Genomic DNA, 15,745 nt, shown 5'->3' with positions numbered 1-15,745 from the left:
CACCGATAGCAGAAAAGCGCTGCCCCGGTGCCGCCCCTGGCTCCTCGCCGCCGGAACCTGTCCGACCGCCGGGTAGAGGTGCTCTCCGGTTGAATTTTGCCCTGCGATGCCGTAGGTTGCCGCCCCTTCGCACCGGCAGCGGCGGCACGACGCCTCCGCGCCGGGCGCCTCAACGGAGCCTGTTCATGTTCCTCATGCTGTCGAAAGGTCCTCGAAAGACCACGCGCTCCAAGTCGAAGCGCTACCGGTCCAAGCTGAAGGCGAAGAACCGCAACCGGCGGAACCGCATCTACCAGCGCGCCTAAGGGCTGCGGCGAAGGCGAGCGGGGCCCTCGGTCTCGCTCGCTGCGCCGCCTCCGGACCTGCGGCTGCCCCTCGAAGCTAGGGGCCGCCCTTCTTCAGCTCGGTCAGCACCAGCTTGGCGACCGCCTTCAGCGTGTCGAACACCCCGACCCCGGTTCGCGCGACCCCCTCGAAGTCGGGGACGTTCGTCGGGTTGAGCAGCGAACGGAGCTCCTCGACCGTGCCGATCTCCGGCAGATCCCGCTTGTTGTACTGGATGACGTACGGGATCTTGTCGAGCGAGTAGCCCTGCTCGGCCAGGTTCGTGCGGAGGTTCTCCACCGACTCCTGGTTCGCCTCGATGCGGCCGAGCTGTGAGTCCGCCACGAAGACCACACCGTCGACGCCCTTCAGGATGAGCTTGCGGCTCGCGTCGTAGAAGACCTGCCCCGGCACCGTGTACAGGTGGAACCGCGTCTTGAAGCCGCGGATCTCGCCCAGCGCGAGCGGGAGGAAGTCGAAGAAGAGTGTCCGGTCGGTCTCGGTGGCGAGGGAGATCATCTTCCCCTTCGCGTCCGGGTTGGTGCGCTCATAGATGTACTGCAGGTTCGTCGTCTTGCCGCAGAGACCCGGGCCGTAATAGACGATCTTGCAGTTGATCTCGCGCGCCATGTAATTGATGAAGCTCATCGACCGCGCTCCTAGTCGTTGAAGAGGTTGTCGATGTCCTCGTCGGTGATCTCGGCGAACGGCGAGTCAGCGCCCGGCTCCTGCACCTTCTTGAGCAGCGCCTCGAAGATGTGGTTGAGCTCCTCGCTCGCCTTTCGCACCCGGAGCCTCACCAACCCGAGGCTCGACTTTGAGTCGAAGATCACCACGAGGATGACGCGGTTCCCGACCAGCTGGATGTGGATGTTCGCCTTCTCACCCTCGTGGAACTGAGTGGCGAACTCGTTCTCCTTGAGGAGCTTCGCCATCCCGCCCGTGGCGGCGATGTTCCCCGCCGTCAGCGAGGCGAGCGACGTGGTGTCGAGGTTGTCGACGTCTCCGCTCGCGGCGATCAGTTGCCCGTTCTTGTCAACGATGAAGACGACCTTCGCATTGGCGTCCTTGACGAGGCGATCCACCACGCTCTGGATCTGATTGAATTCCTCCTCGTACATCACCATCTGAGGGTTGACCATCGTTCCTCCGCCAGCGCTCTCGCGATGGGGCCCTGGGCATTGCGGGCTCTGTCGCCCTTGTCATCACCGGGCGCCGCACGTGCGGCGCCCGACCATCATCATCCAACTGGCGTCCCGCTGTGCGGGCATGCCGTACCACCGGTACCACGTTCGCGGCGCCACGCTCGCTGCCTGGGACTTGCATGACCGGTTCGCGGCGCGCAGTGCGACTGCTCCTCGACCGTGCGCCCGTACATCTTGGGACGTTTCTATCCGAAGCAGGTGCGGCGGAGCAAGGCGGCCCTTTCTGGAAGTTTGAGGATCGCGCAGCCGGACCCCTCCGAGCCCTGCCCGAACCCGACGGCGCGTGCTCCCACCCCTGACCCCAAGGGCCTCCCGCTCCGGCGCCTCCCGGATGCTGGTCTGCGACCGCAAGCCGGAGGGCGTTCCAAAGTAAGCTGTTGAAAACGTTGGCTTTTCCTCTTGAACGCGAGCGACTTCGGTCGGGCTCTCCTCGGGGCGTGCTGGTCGCGGAATGGTCCACCATTGCCGCTGTGTGCCGGGCCGAAGGACCCGGGATCGCCGCGGGGGGAGCGTGCCGAGCTCATGAACGAGCTGCTCGGCGGCCGAGCCCCGGGACCGTGGTCCGGCTGCGCGAGCTCCGCTGGCGCCGTGGGCGTGACCACTTGACCTGGGCCGCTGCGGCGGTCCTGCGGCCATGGCTTGCGCTTGACCGATGGCTTCGGCCACGGGATAGCGCCCTGGATGCGTGACGTGCTCAGCCGGACCGAGCCCCGGAAGATCGAGCTCAACCCTGGGACGACGAGGCGCCTGTCCCGCGTGATCACCGCGGGGGCGGCGGCGTTCGTGTGCGCCGCGTCGATCGGTTCAGATGCGCGCGCCGAGCTCGGCGCGGTTCACCCCGAGGTGCTCTCCGCGCACGCGGCTGTCCGCGCGGCGAGAGGTCCGGAGGTCTACGGTGCGCTGCGCGAGCTCTGGCGCACGTGGGACCGCGCGGATCCGACGCAGGTAGAGGAGGCGATCGCATCGATCGCGGAGGGCGGCGCGACCAGCGCGCCTGCCCGGGTCTATGCCGAGCTCCTCTCGGCGTATGCGCGCAGGCGGCGAGGCGATCTCGACGGAGCCGTCGCGAGGGTCCAGAAGCTCGGGTTCATCGGCCGCTGGGCGACGATCGGCCCGTTCGACAACGAGAACAAGGGGGGCTTCGATCGCGCGTTCGGGCCCGAGGAGGAGCTCGATCAGCCGATCGCGGCGGGCAGGACGTACGACGGCAAGGCGCGGGCAGTGCGCTGGCGCGTGCCGCCCGAGGCGCCGCAGTACGGGTGGTTCGACTTCGGCGATTTCATCCGCCCGGTGGAGGGCATCTGCGGCTACGCGACGACGTTCGTCCGGGCGAAGGTCGGGACGCGCGCGCCTCGACCGATATCGATCTGGGTCGGAGCGGACGGCGCGTTCAAGTTGTTCTGGAACGGCGAGAAGGTCCTGGCCGATGCCGGGTATCGCGAGCTCGACATCGACCGGTTCGCCACCACGGTGGCGCTGAAGCCCGGCTACAACCGCCTGACGATCAAGGTCTGCGGAGGCGCATCGGCGCCCAAGTTCGCGCTGCGCATCGGCGACGAGAGAGGGGCGCCGGATCTCGAGCTGGACGTGACCTCCGACGTCGGGACGCAGGTGACGACGCCTCAAGGGGAAGCCGCCGGCGCAAAGCGCGCGGGCGAGGCGCGGGCGCAGGTGGGAGGGCCGGGCGCGCCGCGCGCCGCGCGTGCGCCCGCCATCGAGGGGCCGATGCAGGCGTTCGAGCGCGCCGCGAGCGCCGGCCGGCCTTCGCCTGCGATCCTCGAGGCGTTCGCGCGGTACCTCATGCTCACGGGCGGCGACGCGGAGGGCGAGCACAGGGCGCGCGACCTCGCGCGCCGCTCCGCCGAGGCCGAGCCGAGCGTACGTCGCTACCTGCTCGCCGGTCAGCTCTCGGAGGACAGAAACCAGCAGCGTGCGTGGATCGAGCGCGCCGCTGCGCTCGCGGGCCGCGGGCGCGAGGACGTGGACGTCCTGCTCTCCCAGGCGCGGCTCGCGCAGACGAGCCCGAACTGGCGGGAGGCCGCTCCGATCTATGAGCGCATCCTGTCCTCCGACCCGGATCACGTCACCGCCGTCCTCGGTCTTGTCGACCTGTACGTGGAGGCGGGGCTGAAGCGCACTGCGCTCGCCACGCTGGAGCGAGCGCTCGCGCGCCAGCCGAACAGCGTCTCGCTGCTCCGCGCCTCGGCGGCGCAGCTCCGCGCGCTCGGCCGCGATACGGAGGCCGCCGAGATGGAGGCGCGCTACGCGGCGCTGCGCTTCGACGACTCGAGCTTCCTGCACCAGCAGGTCGACCTCGCGGTGGCGCGCCGCGATGCGGCGGGCGCGGAGCGCTGGCTCGAGCGCTTCCTCCGCAGCGAGCCTGACTCCGTCTGGGCCCGCTCCGTCGCGGCGCGCACGTACCGAGCGCTCGGGCAGGGCGACCGAGCGCTCGCCGCTCATCAGCGCGCGCTCGCCATGGCGCCAGAGGACATCGGCACGCTGCGCGCGCTCTCGGATCTCTACGGCGAGGAGGGCAACCGAGAGGCGCAGCTGGAGATGCTCCAGCAGATCTTGGCCATCAGCCCTCAGGTGAAGGACGTGCGCGAGTACATCGAGCACATCGAGCCGCCGAAGCCGCGCGCCGACGAGGCCTACGCCTGGGCGCCCGAGCGCTTCCTTCCGATGCGGCGCGGCGCTGACCGGCAATATCCCAAGCGCACGCTGCGCAGCCTGACCGTCACCACCGTCTTCCCGAACGGCCTCGCCAGCCGGTTCCGTCAGGTCGTGTTCCAGCCGCTCACGGACGAGGCCGCGGCGAGCGCCCGGCAGTACGCCTTCGAGTACCAGGCCGAGCGCCAGACCGTGAGCCTCCGCGCTGCCAAGGTCTACCGGGCAGACGGCAAGGTCGACGGGGCCATCGAGAGCGGGGAAGCGGGCGCGAACAACCCGGCGCTCGCGATGTACACCTCAGCGCGCACGTTCTACGTCAGCTTCCCGCGGCTCAACGCCGGCGACGTCGTGGAGCTGCGGTACCGCATCGACGACGTGAGCCCTCGCAACGAGATCGCCGATCACTTCGGCGAGATCGAGTACCTCCAGGGGGACGAGCCGATCGCCAGCAGCGAGTACGTGCTGATCACCCCCAAGATGAAGCCGTTCCACATCTTCGCGTCCAACCTCCCGGGCCTCGTGCGCGAGACGAAGGAGGACGCCGAGCGGCGCATCTTCCGCTTCTCCGCCGCCTCCGTCCCGCCGGTGGCGCCCGAGCCCGCGATGCCGGCGTGGTCCGAGCTCCTCGCGCACGTTCACGTCTCGACCTTCAAAAGCTGGGACGAGGTCGGCTCCTGGTACTGGGGCCTCGCGCGAGAGCAGTTCGACGTGGACGACGAGGTGCGCAAGCGCGTGCGCGAGATCACGAAGAACCTCTCCGACGATCTGAGCAAGGTCCGCGCGATCTACAAGTACGCGACCGAGACGCGCTACGTGGCGCTCGAGTTCGGCATCGAGGGCATCCGCCCGAGGAGGTGCGCGCAGACGCTCGCTCGCGGCTGGGGCGACTGCAAGGACAAGGCGACGCTGATCGTCACGATGCTCCGGGAGCTCGGCATCCCAGCGACGATCGTCCTCGTGCGCACCCGCATGCGAGGGGGCATCGAGCCGGAGCCCGCGAGCCTTGCCCCGTTCGACCATGCGATCGCGTATGTGCCTTCGCTCGACCTCTACCTCGACGGAACGGCGGAGCACTCGGGCTCGACCGAGCTGCCCATCATGGATCGCGGCGCGATGGCGCTTCAGATCAACGAGGGCAAGCCGAAGCTCGTTCGTCTCCCCGAGCCCGCGCCGGAGGCCTCCGTCGTGCACCGGACCGTCGACATCGCCCTCGGCGCCGACGGTTCGGCCCAGCTCGGCGTCGACATCCAGGTGGCCGGCGCGTTCGCTCCGGAGTGGCGGACCCGCTACATGGCGGAGGGAACGCGCCGCGACCGGGCAGGCCGTGACCTCGCCGCGGACTTCGGTACGGTCGAGCTTGCTCCTGGCAGGGCGGGGGTGGAGGTGAACGACCTCGAGGACATCGAGCAAGCGGTGAAGCTGCGGGCTCGAGGAAAGGCTGTCGCGCTCGCTCGCAAGGAAGGCGACAGCCTGTCGATCCCCGCGGTCCCCACGCAGCGCCTCGCGACCGAGTTCGCTTCCCTGTCCACGCGCACCCGCGACGTGATCATCCCCGCGCTCACGACGCGCCAGGATGAGTGGTCCATCCGCGTCCCGCAGGGCTGGCGCGTCACCAGGGCGCCGCTTCCCCAGGACCTGGACACGCCGTTCGGCAAGTTCTCCATCTCGGTCGAGCAGTCCGCGGGCAAGGTCGTCGTCCGCAGCCAGATCTCTCTCGCGAAGTCGCGGATCAAGCCGTCCGAGTACATGGCCTTCCGAACGTTCTGCGAGACGGCGGACCGCGCCTTCGGCCAGCGGGTCGTGCTCGGCAAGTAAGCGAGGCCCGACCTCCCGGGCTCCGTCGCGCTGGTTCTCCCGGGGAGGTCCCACGGCAGACCTTGACAATCCAGCGCCGGATGGCCATAAAGCGCCCCTTCTACGCATCCCTGCGGCACAGAACAGCCTCTCCGGTGGTTCGGAGGGGGGCCGCCGGGAGCGTAGGCACTCGGATCGAGGGCGTCATGCCGAAGATGAAGACCAACCGCGCCGCAGCCAAGCGGTTCAAGGTGACCGGCTCCGGCCGGATCCGCCGCAGCAAGGGCGGGCTCAACCACTGCATGCAGGAGAAGAGCAAGAAGCGCCTGCGTCGCCTTCGCAAGAACGACATGGTCGACTCGGCGATGGAGAAGCGCGTCAAGCTGCTTCTTCCCTACGGCTGACCCCGGAACCCTGAGGTAAAGCTCCGATGCCGCGCGTAAAAAGAGGGTTCAAGGCTCGTCGCCGTCGTAACCGCGTCCTCAACCAGACCGAGGGCTACTTCCTCGGCAGAAAGAACCGCTTCCGTCAAGCGGTCGAGGTTCTTCGTCACGCCTGGGAGTACGGCTACATCAGCCGTAAGCTCAAGAAGCGGGATTTCCGCCGTCTCTGGATCACCCGGATCAACGCTGCCGCGCGCCTCAACGGCACGACGTACTCCCGTCTCGTCAGCGGGCTCAAGAAGGCAGGCATCACGCTCGACCGGAAGATCCTTTCGGAGATCGCGATCCACGATCCTGCGTCCTTCGGTGCCGTGGCGAAGCTCGCCTCCTCTCCTGCTGCATCGAAGTGACGCCCCCAGGGCGGCCAGATCGGCCTGTTTCAGCGCTGCCATGCGGCAGGGTTGAACTTGGCCGAGGCCGCCCGGCTCGCATCACCTCAACAACCGCTTGATTCTCGAATGAGCTCGGGCACTTGAAGCCGCGCTCCCAGTCGAGCGTCCAGGGGTGGCGTTGCTAGCCCTGGCTGCCCCGATGTGTCCTCGCGAAGCAGACGAGCTGCTGCGGGACGTCCACATCGCGCAGTCAGCCGGTCCCCTCTGGTGAGGCGAATCGGTACCAAACAGATGCACAGTGTGCACTTCCTGCACGCCATGAACCGCATCTTTGGTGGCACCCTATGACCCTGTTGCCAGGGTGAATCACGACCCAGCTCAGGCTACCGGGAAACTCGGGACAGCAAAATGTGATCTGATGTGGGATGACGTGCCCAGCCTCAGGACCTGAGGAACCAGAGGTCATTCCTGACTGTCTTCCACGGGTACGTTCGTCGTCGCAGTCTCCGTCAGACCTGAGCCAATGGCTGGAAATACTAAATTTCCAGGCGCCATCTCGCGAAAAATAATCTTCTCCGCCTTTGGCCGTCGGGTGAGGGCTCGACATCGCCACCGGGAGGCCCAGGTTCAGGAAACATCGAAGCTCACTGAGAGAACGGCCTCAGAAGTCAGGCCCAGCCACTCCACCGCTGGAAAGGATAAAGGAATCCCCCTGCCCGCGCGGCGAGGGCGGCCCACCAATTCGTGGGAGGCTGGCGGACTCGAGGTGCCACCAAGAAGGACAGGTTGCCGATGTTGTTGCGTCTTCGGAAGCGTACCCAGCCATGCAGTTCGGCTCGGTCGCAGCGAAACATTTCGCTCGATACGGCACGGACGGCGCCTCGCGGCCTACATACCGCACCCAGGTCGAGCTCTCAAACGGGAGAACACGGAACGCACGCCAAAAAAGGCACTGTTCTTGCTTCTGGAGTTGGGCTGCCATCGGGAGCTGGCGCAAAAGCATCACTCTGCAAGAGCAGACCCGCCTCTGGCGGGAAGAGTTCGACCGGAATCAAAAGAAAGCACCAGCGGTTGCCAGTTTCAACAGGGGCTCCTTCAGCCAGCTCCTGCTCCCTGTTTGGCACGAAATCGCCTCGCCCGCCGTCAAAAGGTGACGAGGCATTTCAATCTCGCAAGGTCAGCCGTTTAGAAGTGAACGCCGACACAAAGACCAAGATGAGCACGTCGACCGCCCGCCGTCCAGAAACTGCGCGGAGAAACGCCAAGTCCTCCGCTGTAGGTACCTCTGCGCGGCTCGCGGCATCCAAGAGCTCGCAGGGAGCCGAGACAGCATCGGCTCCCCGGCGGGCGGCATCGCAGACCACCGATTCGGGGGTCTCCGAGGTCGAAGAATTCGGGGACAGCCAGTCGCCGCGCTCGCACTTTCAAGGAGCTACCACCGTGGAGGGAGCCGCCATGAGGTCGACGAAGAGCAACGCCACTGTAGTGAAGGGCGACCCGCTCGCTCAGGCTGGGACGGCCACGCCGGAAGTCGCAGCCCTCAACCTTCTGGAGGACGACCAGGCGGAAGAGACCGTCGTGCGACCCCGCCCGGCGGAGATCCTCGACGAGGATCGGGCGGCTGACTTCATCGACCTGGACCTCGGCCCGCTCGACCGGCTGCCTCAGCCCGAGCGTGCGAGGAGCCAGGATCGAGAGCTGAAGGATGTCGAGGACGGAGGGGGCGACTCGATGCTCGCCCGCTACTTCCGGGACATGGCGCTGCACCCCGTGATGGGGCCCGACGAGGAGCTCGACACCGCCCGCGCGGTCGAGCGGACCGAGGTCGAGCACTGGGTCGCCCTGCTCTCGTACCTGCCTGCGGCCGAGTACATCCTCACCTCGCTCGAGGAGGATGTCGCCAAGGCCGGCGAGGATGAGGTGAAGGCTCCGCAGATCGCGGAGATGCAGAAGCTCGTTCGCGCGTCGAAGAAGCAGAAGGGGAAGCTCCTGCCCGAGCAGGAAAAGCCGTGGAGCCAGCTCTCCGAGGAGCTCGCTGCGGCGGTCCGCCTCCCGGACTCGGATCGCCTCTGGATGGCCCGCGCCTTCACCATCGCGCGCGATCTCGTTCGGGAGCCCGACTTCGAGGACGACGTGAGCGATCCCGAGGAGACCCGTCCCACGCGGCCGAGGCTCCCGATGTCGAGCTCGTACCGCAAGTATCTCGATCGGGTCGAGCGGACCTTCCAGGCGCAGCACGACGCGAAGAACCGCTTCGTGAAGGCCAACCTGCGGCTCGTCGTCTCGATCGCGCGTCGCTACAACCGCGGTCGTCTGCCGCTCATCGACCTGATCCAGGAAGGCAACATCGGGCTGATGAAGGCGGTCGAGCGCTTCGACCACAGCCGCGGCTATCGCTTCTCGACGTACGCCTCCTGGTGGATCAGGCATGCGATCAGCCGCGCGCTTGCCGACAAGGGCCGGGCGGTTCGCATCCCGGTCCACATGCTCGACACGTACAACCGCGTGGCGCGGGCGACGCAGGCGATCATCGCGCGCACCGGGCACGAGCCGACGATCGAGGAGCTCGAGAAGGAGACGGGGGTCCCGCGCGAGAAGCTCGACAAGGTGAAGGACTTTTACGCGGAGACGCCGTTCTCCCTCGATCGCCCGGTCGGCGATGAGGACGGGCGGAAGTTCATCGACTTCCTCCAGGAGGAGAACGCCCTCTCGCCGTTCGATCACCTGGCGAACAGGAAGTGGAGCGACGAGGTCCGGCGGCTCCTGACCACCCTCACGCCGATCGAGTCGCGGATCATCCGCTGGCGCTTCGGCCTCGATGATGAGGACGAGCTCACGCTCAAGGAGATCGGCGACAAGTACAACCTGTCGCGCGAGCGCATCCGCCAGCTCCAGGAGCAGGCGCTCGGCAAGATCCGCAAGCAGATGCGCGACTACTGAGCGGCGCGCACAGCGATCGCGGTGATGCGGCCGCGCAGCGTCATGCTGCGCGGCCGCGCTGCTCGAGCCCCCTGATCACGCGTCTTGCCCGGGGGCGCGCCGAAGCGAGCGGAGAGCTGGTGCCTCATCGCGGGCACGCCGCGCGTCGTCCTGAGACCGCGCGGCCTCTCAGGGCGAGCGTGCACCCTTCCAGAGCTCGTCGGCGAGCGAACCGACGAAGTCGTCGATGGCCCTGCGTACCGGCTCGATCTTCCCCGGAAGATCGGAGGCCAGCACGGCGAAGGCGATCGGGGAGCGGCCGGGTGGCGGGAGGATGTAGCCGGAGAGGGCGACGACCGAGGCGAGGGTTCCCGTCTTGGCGCGGATGGCGCGCTCCTTCGACCACCCGCGGAAGCGGCCGCGCAAGGTGCCATCCACACCGCCGATCGCGAGCTGCGCGATGAAATCGGCGCCGAGCGCCGGATCGAGGAGCGCGGCACGGAGCAGCCGGACGATGGACTCAGGCGACGCGCGGGCGGCGTCGAACAAGCCGGAGCCGTTCTTCATGACGACACCCTCCTGCGCGGCGCCGAGCTCGCTGAGCGTCTCGCCGACCAGCTCCGCCGCAGCCTCCGCCGTGCCGGGTCGACCGCGCTTCTCTGCGGCGATCGTCTTGAAGATCGTCTCTGCGTAGAAGTTGTCGCTGTCCTTGCCGAGGGCAGCGAGCAGCTCGCCGAGGGGCGCCGAGCGGTGGGCGACGAGGAGCCGCTTCTGTTGCTCGCCGCCGAGCCGCACCTCACCGGAGACCTCGACGCCGACCTCCTGCAGCATCTCCTTGAGCGCATACGCCACGACGAGGCGCGGATCATCGACGCGCCTCGCCAGGCTCACCGCGCGGCCCCCCTCCGGGATGTTGCCGCTGAGGTGCACGGCGAGGCGCTGGCCGTTCGGCTCGAGTCGGATCCCGATCTTCTCTGGTGTGCCGCGCCGAGCGGTGGTCACGTTGCCGCGGAGCAGGGCGAAGCCAGGGGGGTCGATCGCGACGGACGCTGCCTGGCCTGCCTTCGACGGGCGCACCGTGAAGAGCACGGTGTTCGCGTTCAGCGACGCTGCCGCGACCGGGGCGCGAAAGGCCGCCCACTCCTCCGGCTGCTGCTCGAACGCCGGAGGCACGTAGCGCGCGTCGAAGTAGCCTTGATCCACCGCGATCGCTGCGACCTTGCGGACGCCCGTCGCGCGCAGATCGCGCGCCATCTCCCAGAGATCGCGCGTCCTGAGCGACGGGTCGCCCGAGCCCCGGAGCACGAGCTCCGCGACGGTTCCGCTCGATGCCTCCCCGTGGAGGCCGGTCAGGTAGCGGTAGCTCGGCCCGAGCAGGCGCAGCGCGGCTGCTGCCGTGAACAGCTTCGCGTTCGACGCGGGATTGTACAGGCCGCGCTCATCGAAAGCGGCGAGGGGCGCTCCGCTGGCGACGTCGAGCGCGAGCACGCCGACCCGCCCCCCCAGGCGTCGTACGTCGGCGGTGAGCTTCTCGAGCGACTCTCGAGTGCGGCCTGGGTCGATTTTTTGAGGGTGAGGCGCGGCGAGGGGCGACGGAGGCGCGCTCGGGCCCCCGGGTGCTTCCTGCGTCGGTCTCGCGGTGCCGGTCGCGCGCGCTGCGGCACCCTTGCCGCCGTCGCTCGGCTGCGAGCCGCCCGGACGGGCGAGGGTCGACGAGAGCAGGAGCGCGATCAAGGAGACGGTCCGGCGGGTGAGTCGAGGCATGACGGCTCTCCGGCTGTACAATGTCTCCGCCGCGGGCGCCTCCTCCGGTCGACTGCTCGGCGCAGCCCGGCAGTTCGGACGCGCGGTCGGGGTTGTCCTCGCAAAGGAGAGCTTGCTAGGGTGCGCGCAGGCACTTCTTCACGCTCTGTTCGAAGGGAGGACACCGTGTCCCAGCAGCACTCGACCCGCGCGCTCTTGCCGCTCATCCTTCTCGCGGCGTCGGCATGCTCGGGCGCCAAGCCCAAGCAGGCAGGGGAAGACTACAACTTCGACCAAGCGTACTCGGGCGAGGGCGCGCCCGCCGAGACGGACAGCTCCGACAGCGAGGCGAGCGCGTCGCAGGACAGCGGCGGTGGCCTCAACGCCGATCAGAAGAAGCAGATGGAGATCGCGCTGCGACGCGGGGGGGACAAGGCGTCGAACTGCGCCGAGGTCGTGCCGAACGCGCCGACCGGTGAGGGAGAGGTCAAGGTCGTCTTCGACGGCCAGAAGGGGCGCGTGACCGACGTGCTGGTTGGACCACCCTTCGCAGGAACGCCTGCCGAGGCCTGCGTCAAGCGCGCCTTCGTCGGGGAGATCGTGCTGCCGTTCGAGGGCGAGCCGCTCGAGGTCCCCTACACCGTGAAGCTGCCGGCCAAGAAGGCCGGCTCCGCGTCTTCCAGCGCGAAGTCCCCATGAAGAGCGCCGCCCTCGCCCTCGCGGCTGCGCTCGTGTTGACCGCTGCTACCGCCAGCGCAGAGGAGCCGCCGGCCCCTGCACGGCACCCGCCGTCGTCGGTGCGCGCGAAGCTCATCTTCGGCGGGGTGGCCGTGACGGCGGTCGCCTACGGCGCGGCGTTCCTCGCCGCGTCGTCGTGGCCCGATGTGCCCGGGTCGAGCGAGCTGAAGATCCCGATCGCCGGCCCCTGGCTCGCGCTCGCGAAGAACGGCTGCGCCGCTGACGATCCTGACTGCGGGGCGAAGCTGTACGTGCGCGGCGCGCTCACCGTCATCGATGGGCTCGCGCAGCTCGCTGGCCTCGGCCTCGTTGGCGAGGGCATCTTCATGACCACGGAGGCGCCCTCGGCGCGACCCCCGAGCACGCCCGCCCTGACGGTGCGGGCGGCTCCCGTCATCACCGCGACGGGGATGGGCCTGGGCGTCGTCGGCACTTTTTGATCGAGCAGGGAAACCATGCGCGCCACGGCACGGCGCGCTGGCGCCGCTCACCGTCGGCGCCACGGCGGCGGAGCGGGGCCGCGGACAGGCTTGCCAGATATCCGTCCGATGCGCTCGATCATGAGCTCCACGGTGGCACCGTACGGCACGTGCTGGTCAGCGCTCCCGCCGGAGACCCGGCCTGCTCCCACCACGTCGCCTGCGCGCAGCTCGACCTGGTTGCTGATGTACGCGATGGATTCGGCCAACGAGAAGGTCCACTCGCCGACGCGGGAACAGGTGCGCGCGTCGGCGTCGACGCGAGCCTGGGTCCGCAACGCCTCGACCGGGCCCAGCTCGTCAGGCGTGACGAGCACCGGGCCGAGCTGCGTGGCGAAGTCCTTCGCCTCCGAAGGGGGCAGCCCGCGCGCCAGCAACCGCGCTTCGATGCTGCGCCCCGTCCAGTCGTTCAGCACGGCGTAGCCGGCGATCGCGCGCTCCACTTCGTCCGGGGTGGCGCGCCGCAGATCCTCGCAGAGGAGCGCCGCAAGGTTCAGCTCGTAGGCAGGCTCGTCCTCGAGCGCCGGAAAGGGAATCGCCGCAGCGTGTCCGAGCAGCGCGCGGCTGTTGCCGAAGCGGTACCAGGGGTGATCGGCGTCGTGCGCGTAGGGGCCGAGCTGGATGTACGCGGCGCGATCGGTGACGCAGGGCGGCAGCCACAGGATGCTGTCGGGGGGTAGCTGCGCCGAGGAGGGACGATCCCCGCTGAGCAGCCGGTCATCCAGCGCGTGAAGACCGGCACAACGAAGCGCCACCACGCGCGTGTGAAAGTCCGACACGCCGGGGATGTCAGCGAGCTTCGTTCCGAAGTGGCGCTCGAGCTCCGCGACATCGTAGAGCGCGCCGTCGCGTTCCAGCGCGACGATCGGGGTGGACGTCGCGAGCTGGAAAACGTGGGCGATTCTCATGATACGGCCGGGTCGAGGCGCCGGCGGAGCGTACCATCCCGGGTCGCCGGAGCTCTCAGCGCGACGGGGGGCCCCGCGGTATCGGTCCCGCCGACGGCGCCTGCTCCCGCGGCACGCAGCCCGGGCCGGGAGATCGGATTACCCTTTGCATTGACGCGCCTGGAGAGCGGCCTAGAATGCCGGCGGATTCAGAGCGGCATCACGTCGCGCAGGCTTGCCGCGGGCCCTTCTGGTTGTAGATGGGCTCGTACGGCAGGTCCGGTTCTGTTGCCGGTGCGGGATCTCTCCTCGCGGGGGGTCCTCCGGCTTCGGTCCTGTTGACGGGGCCGTGCGGCTTGTAAGCCGGGCAAGGCATTTGCCGTGGACAGCCGAACCTCGGAGGGCTCACTCCTTGAGCGCCGATCGAGGAACTGGTTACAGGCGCGCACACGGCGCAGCGGAGCGATGGGTCATGAGCAAGCGGACCAAATTCGTCTTCGTCACAGGCGGAGTCGTATCGTCGATCGGCAAGGGACTGGCCGCGGCCTCGATCGGGGCCCTGATGGAGTCCCGTGGGTTGAAGGTTACCCACCTCAAGCTGGACCCGTACATCAATGTCGATCCCGGCACGATGTCGCCGTACCAGCACGGCGAGGTCTTCGTCACGGACGACGGCGCGGAGACCGATCTGGATCTCGGGCACTACGAGCGCTTCACGCTCGCCCGGATGACGAGGCAGAACAACTTCACGACCGGCCGCGTGTACGAGGCGGTCATCTCGAAGGAGCGCCGCGGCGAGTACCTCGGGGCGACGGTGCAGGTGATCCCGCACGTCACGGACGAGATCAAGCTGCGCATCCGTTCTGCAGCGGACGGCGCTGACGTGGCCATCGTCGAGGTCGGCGGCACCGTGGGCGACATCGAGTCGCTCCCGTTCATCGAGGCGATCCGGCAGCTCAAGGTGGAATCGGGCGCGCAGAACGCGATCTCGGTGCACGTCACGCTCGTGCCGTTCATCGCGACGGCGGGCGAGCTGAAGACGAAGCCGACCCAGCACTCGGTGAAGGAGATGCGCGAGATCGGCATCCAGCCGGACATCCTCCTCTGTCGCTGCGATCGACCGCTCCCGCGCAGCATGAAGGAGAAGATCTCGCTCTTCTCGAACGTCGCCGTCGACTGCGTGATCGCGGCGGTAGACGTCGACTGCATCTACGAGCTCCCGCTGGTCCTCCACGCAGAGGGGATCGACGAGAAGATCACGGAGCTGCTCAACATCTGGGCGAGGCAGCCGGACCTGTCGGCCTGGCAACGCATCGTCGAGCGGTTCAAGAAGCCGTCTCGCGGCATCGTGAAGATCGGCGTCGTCGGCAAGTACGTACACCTGCGCGACGCGTACAAATCGCTCCACGAGGCGCTCGTCCACGGCGGGCTCCACAACGACGTGCGGGTCGAGCTCGAGTACATCGACTCCGAGCAGATCGAGGCGCGCGGTGCGGCCGAGCTGCTGTCGAACCTCGACGCGATCCTCGTGCCCGGCGGCTTCGGTGACCGCGGCACCGAGGGGAAGATCGAGGCCATCCGCTACGCGCGCGAGGAGAAGATCCCGTTCTTCGGGATCTGCCTGGGCATGCAGCTCGCCGTCGTCGAGTACGCGCGGCATGTCTGCGGCATGACGGGTGCGAACTCTGTCGAGTTCGATCGCAACGCCGCCTATCCTGTGATCGACCTGATGCCCGATCAGAAGGGGGTCGTCGAGAAGGGCGGCACGATGCGCCTCGGCGCGTACCCGTGCGTGCTGGACAAGGGCTCGGTCGCCGCGGAGGCGTACGGGCAGACGAGCATCAGCGAGCGGCACCGGCATCGGTACGAGGTGGCCAACAGGTACCGCGAGGCGATGACGCAGAAGGGGCTCGTGCTCTCCGGGACGTCGCCGGACCAGCGGCTCGTGGAGATGATCGAGCTGCGTGACCATCCGTACTTCGTGGGCTGTCAGTTCCACCCCGAGTTCAAGAGCCGGCCCCATAACGCGCACCCGCTCTTCGCGCGGTTCGTGCGCGCCGGCCTGGAGCGCCAGCGCGAGCGCAACAAGGCAGAGAAGCCGAAGCCGGGCGACTCCGCCGCCGCCCATACCCAGCAAGCTGCCTCTTCCGTCAACTAGCGTCCCGCGCGAGGAGCGTCTGCGCCAGAGATCCTGAGCGACCTCTGGCCATC

Annotated in this window: 11 protein-coding genes; 7 read left to right on the top strand and 4 right to left on the bottom strand. The window is 68.2% G+C overall.

Features of this window, described 5'->3' with window-relative positions:
* Window positions 1–381: 381 nt before the first annotated feature.
* Together WME89_RS43985 and WME89_RS43980 are read right to left on the bottom strand one after the other, a co-directional pair.
* Window positions 382–972, bottom strand: coding sequence for a GTP-binding protein (locus WME89_RS43985; protein WP_012239857.1), 591 nt, complete (start codon window positions 970–972; stop codon window positions 382–384).
* An 11-nt stretch (window positions 973–983) separates the two neighbouring features.
* Window positions 984–1,466, bottom strand: coding sequence for a roadblock/LC7 domain-containing protein (locus WME89_RS43980; protein ID WP_012239856.1), 483 nt, complete (start codon window positions 1,464–1,466; stop codon window positions 984–986).
* A gap of 744 nt (window positions 1,467–2,210) precedes the next feature.
* Between WME89_RS43980 and WME89_RS43975 the strand changes: the two genes are divergently transcribed.
* The 4 genes from WME89_RS43975 (at window position 2,211) to WME89_RS43960 (ending at window position 9,708) form a co-directional block, all read left to right on the top strand.
* The gene (locus WME89_RS43975) at window positions 2,211–6,014 is read left to right on the top strand and encodes a DUF3857 domain-containing protein (protein WP_438005547.1); all 3,804 of its coding nucleotides are present in this window, start codon (window positions 2,211–2,213) and stop codon (window positions 6,012–6,014) included.
* A gap of 185 nt (window positions 6,015–6,199) precedes the next feature.
* Window positions 6,200–6,397, top strand: coding sequence for a 50S ribosomal protein L35 (rpmI, locus tag WME89_RS43970; protein ID WP_012239854.1), 198 nt, complete (start codon window positions 6,200–6,202; stop codon window positions 6,395–6,397).
* 26 nt (window positions 6,398–6,423) lie between these two features.
* Window positions 6,424–6,786, top strand: a complete 363-nt coding sequence (gene rplT, locus WME89_RS43965) for a 50S ribosomal protein L20 (RefSeq protein WP_437503396.1) — start codon at window positions 6,424–6,426, stop codon at window positions 6,784–6,786.
* Window positions 6,787–8,223: 1,437 nt separating this feature from the next.
* On the top strand, window positions 8,224–9,708 hold the full coding sequence (locus WME89_RS43960; protein ID WP_438005546.1) for a sigma-70 family RNA polymerase sigma factor: 1,485 nt from the start codon (window positions 8,224–8,226) through the stop codon (window positions 9,706–9,708).
* Window positions 9,709–9,876: 168 nt separating this feature from the next.
* On the opposite strand, the gene dacB is transcribed toward WME89_RS43960, so the two are convergent.
* Window positions 9,877–11,451 carry a D-alanyl-D-alanine carboxypeptidase/D-alanyl-D-alanine endopeptidase gene (gene dacB / locus WME89_RS43955; protein WP_438005545.1) on the bottom strand — a complete coding sequence of 525 codons (1,575 nt, stop codon included), beginning with the start codon at window positions 11,449–11,451 and terminating at the stop codon, window positions 9,877–9,879.
* A 165-nt stretch (window positions 11,452–11,616) separates the two neighbouring features.
* Between dacB and WME89_RS43950 the strand changes: the two genes are divergently transcribed.
* Window positions 11,617–12,129, top strand: a complete 513-nt coding sequence (locus WME89_RS43950) for a hypothetical protein (RefSeq protein WP_438005544.1) — start codon at window positions 11,617–11,619, stop codon at window positions 12,127–12,129.
* Window positions 12,126–12,608 (top strand): hypothetical protein, encoded by a 483-nt coding sequence (locus WME89_RS43945; RefSeq protein WP_438005543.1) that lies wholly within the window; start codon window positions 12,126–12,128, stop codon window positions 12,606–12,608. Before WME89_RS43950 ends, WME89_RS43945 begins: the two co-directional genes overlap by 4 nt.
* 47 nt (window positions 12,609–12,655) lie before the next feature.
* Here the strand turns inward: WME89_RS43945 and WME89_RS43940 are convergent, their stop codons facing one another.
* Window positions 12,656–13,555 carry a fumarylacetoacetate hydrolase family protein gene (locus WME89_RS43940; protein WP_438005542.1) on the bottom strand — a complete coding sequence of 300 codons (900 nt, stop codon included), beginning with the start codon at window positions 13,553–13,555 and terminating at the stop codon, window positions 12,656–12,658.
* Window positions 13,556–14,006: 451 nt separating this feature from the next.
* Between WME89_RS43940 and WME89_RS43935 the strand changes: the two genes are divergently transcribed.
* Complete coding sequence (locus tag WME89_RS43935; protein ID WP_438005541.1) at window positions 14,007–15,692, top strand: CTP synthase; 1,686 nt, start codon at window positions 14,007–14,009, stop codon at window positions 15,690–15,692.
* The last annotated feature ends 53 nt before the right edge of the window (window positions 15,693–15,745 follow it).

Source organism: Sorangium sp. So ce321, assembly GCF_051530195.1.
Lineage (GTDB): Bacteria > Myxococcota_A > Polyangia > Polyangiales > Polyangiaceae > Sorangium.
The sequence above is the reverse complement of the archived record's forward strand: the minus strand, read 5'-3'. Positions and strand labels throughout refer to the sequence as shown.

Bases quoted from the DNA above. Each gene is read 5' to 3' on its own strand.
- rpmI (WP_012239854.1), top strand. From the start codon at position 6,200: ATGCCGAAGATGAAGACCAACCGCGCCGCAGCCAAGCGGTTCAAGGTG.
- rplT (WP_437503396.1), top strand. From the start codon at position 6,424: ATGCCGCGCGTAAAAAGAGGGTTCAAGGCTCGTCGCCGTCGTAACCGC.
- WME89_RS43980 (WP_012239856.1), bottom strand. From the start codon at position 1,466: ATGGTCAACCCTCAGATGGTGATGTACGAGGAGGAATTCAATCAGATC.
- dacB (WP_438005545.1), bottom strand. From the start codon at position 11,451: ATGCCTCGACTCACCCGCCGGACCGTCTCCTTGATCGCGCTCCTGCTC.
- WME89_RS43940 (WP_438005542.1), bottom strand. From the start codon at position 13,555: ATGAGAATCGCCCACGTTTTCCAGCTCGCGACGTCCACCCCGATCGTC.
- WME89_RS43945 (WP_438005543.1), top strand. From the start codon at position 12,126: ATGAAGAGCGCCGCCCTCGCCCTCGCGGCTGCGCTCGTGTTGACCGCT.
- WME89_RS43975 (WP_438005547.1), top strand. From the start codon at position 2,211: ATGCGTGACGTGCTCAGCCGGACCGAGCCCCGGAAGATCGAGCTCAAC.
- WME89_RS43985 (WP_012239857.1), bottom strand. From the start codon at position 972: ATGAGCTTCATCAATTACATGGCGCGCGAGATCAACTGCAAGATCGTC.
- WME89_RS43960 (WP_438005546.1), top strand. From the start codon at position 8,224: ATGAGGTCGACGAAGAGCAACGCCACTGTAGTGAAGGGCGACCCGCTC.
- WME89_RS43935 (WP_438005541.1), top strand. From the start codon at position 14,007: ATGAGCAAGCGGACCAAATTCGTCTTCGTCACAGGCGGAGTCGTATCG.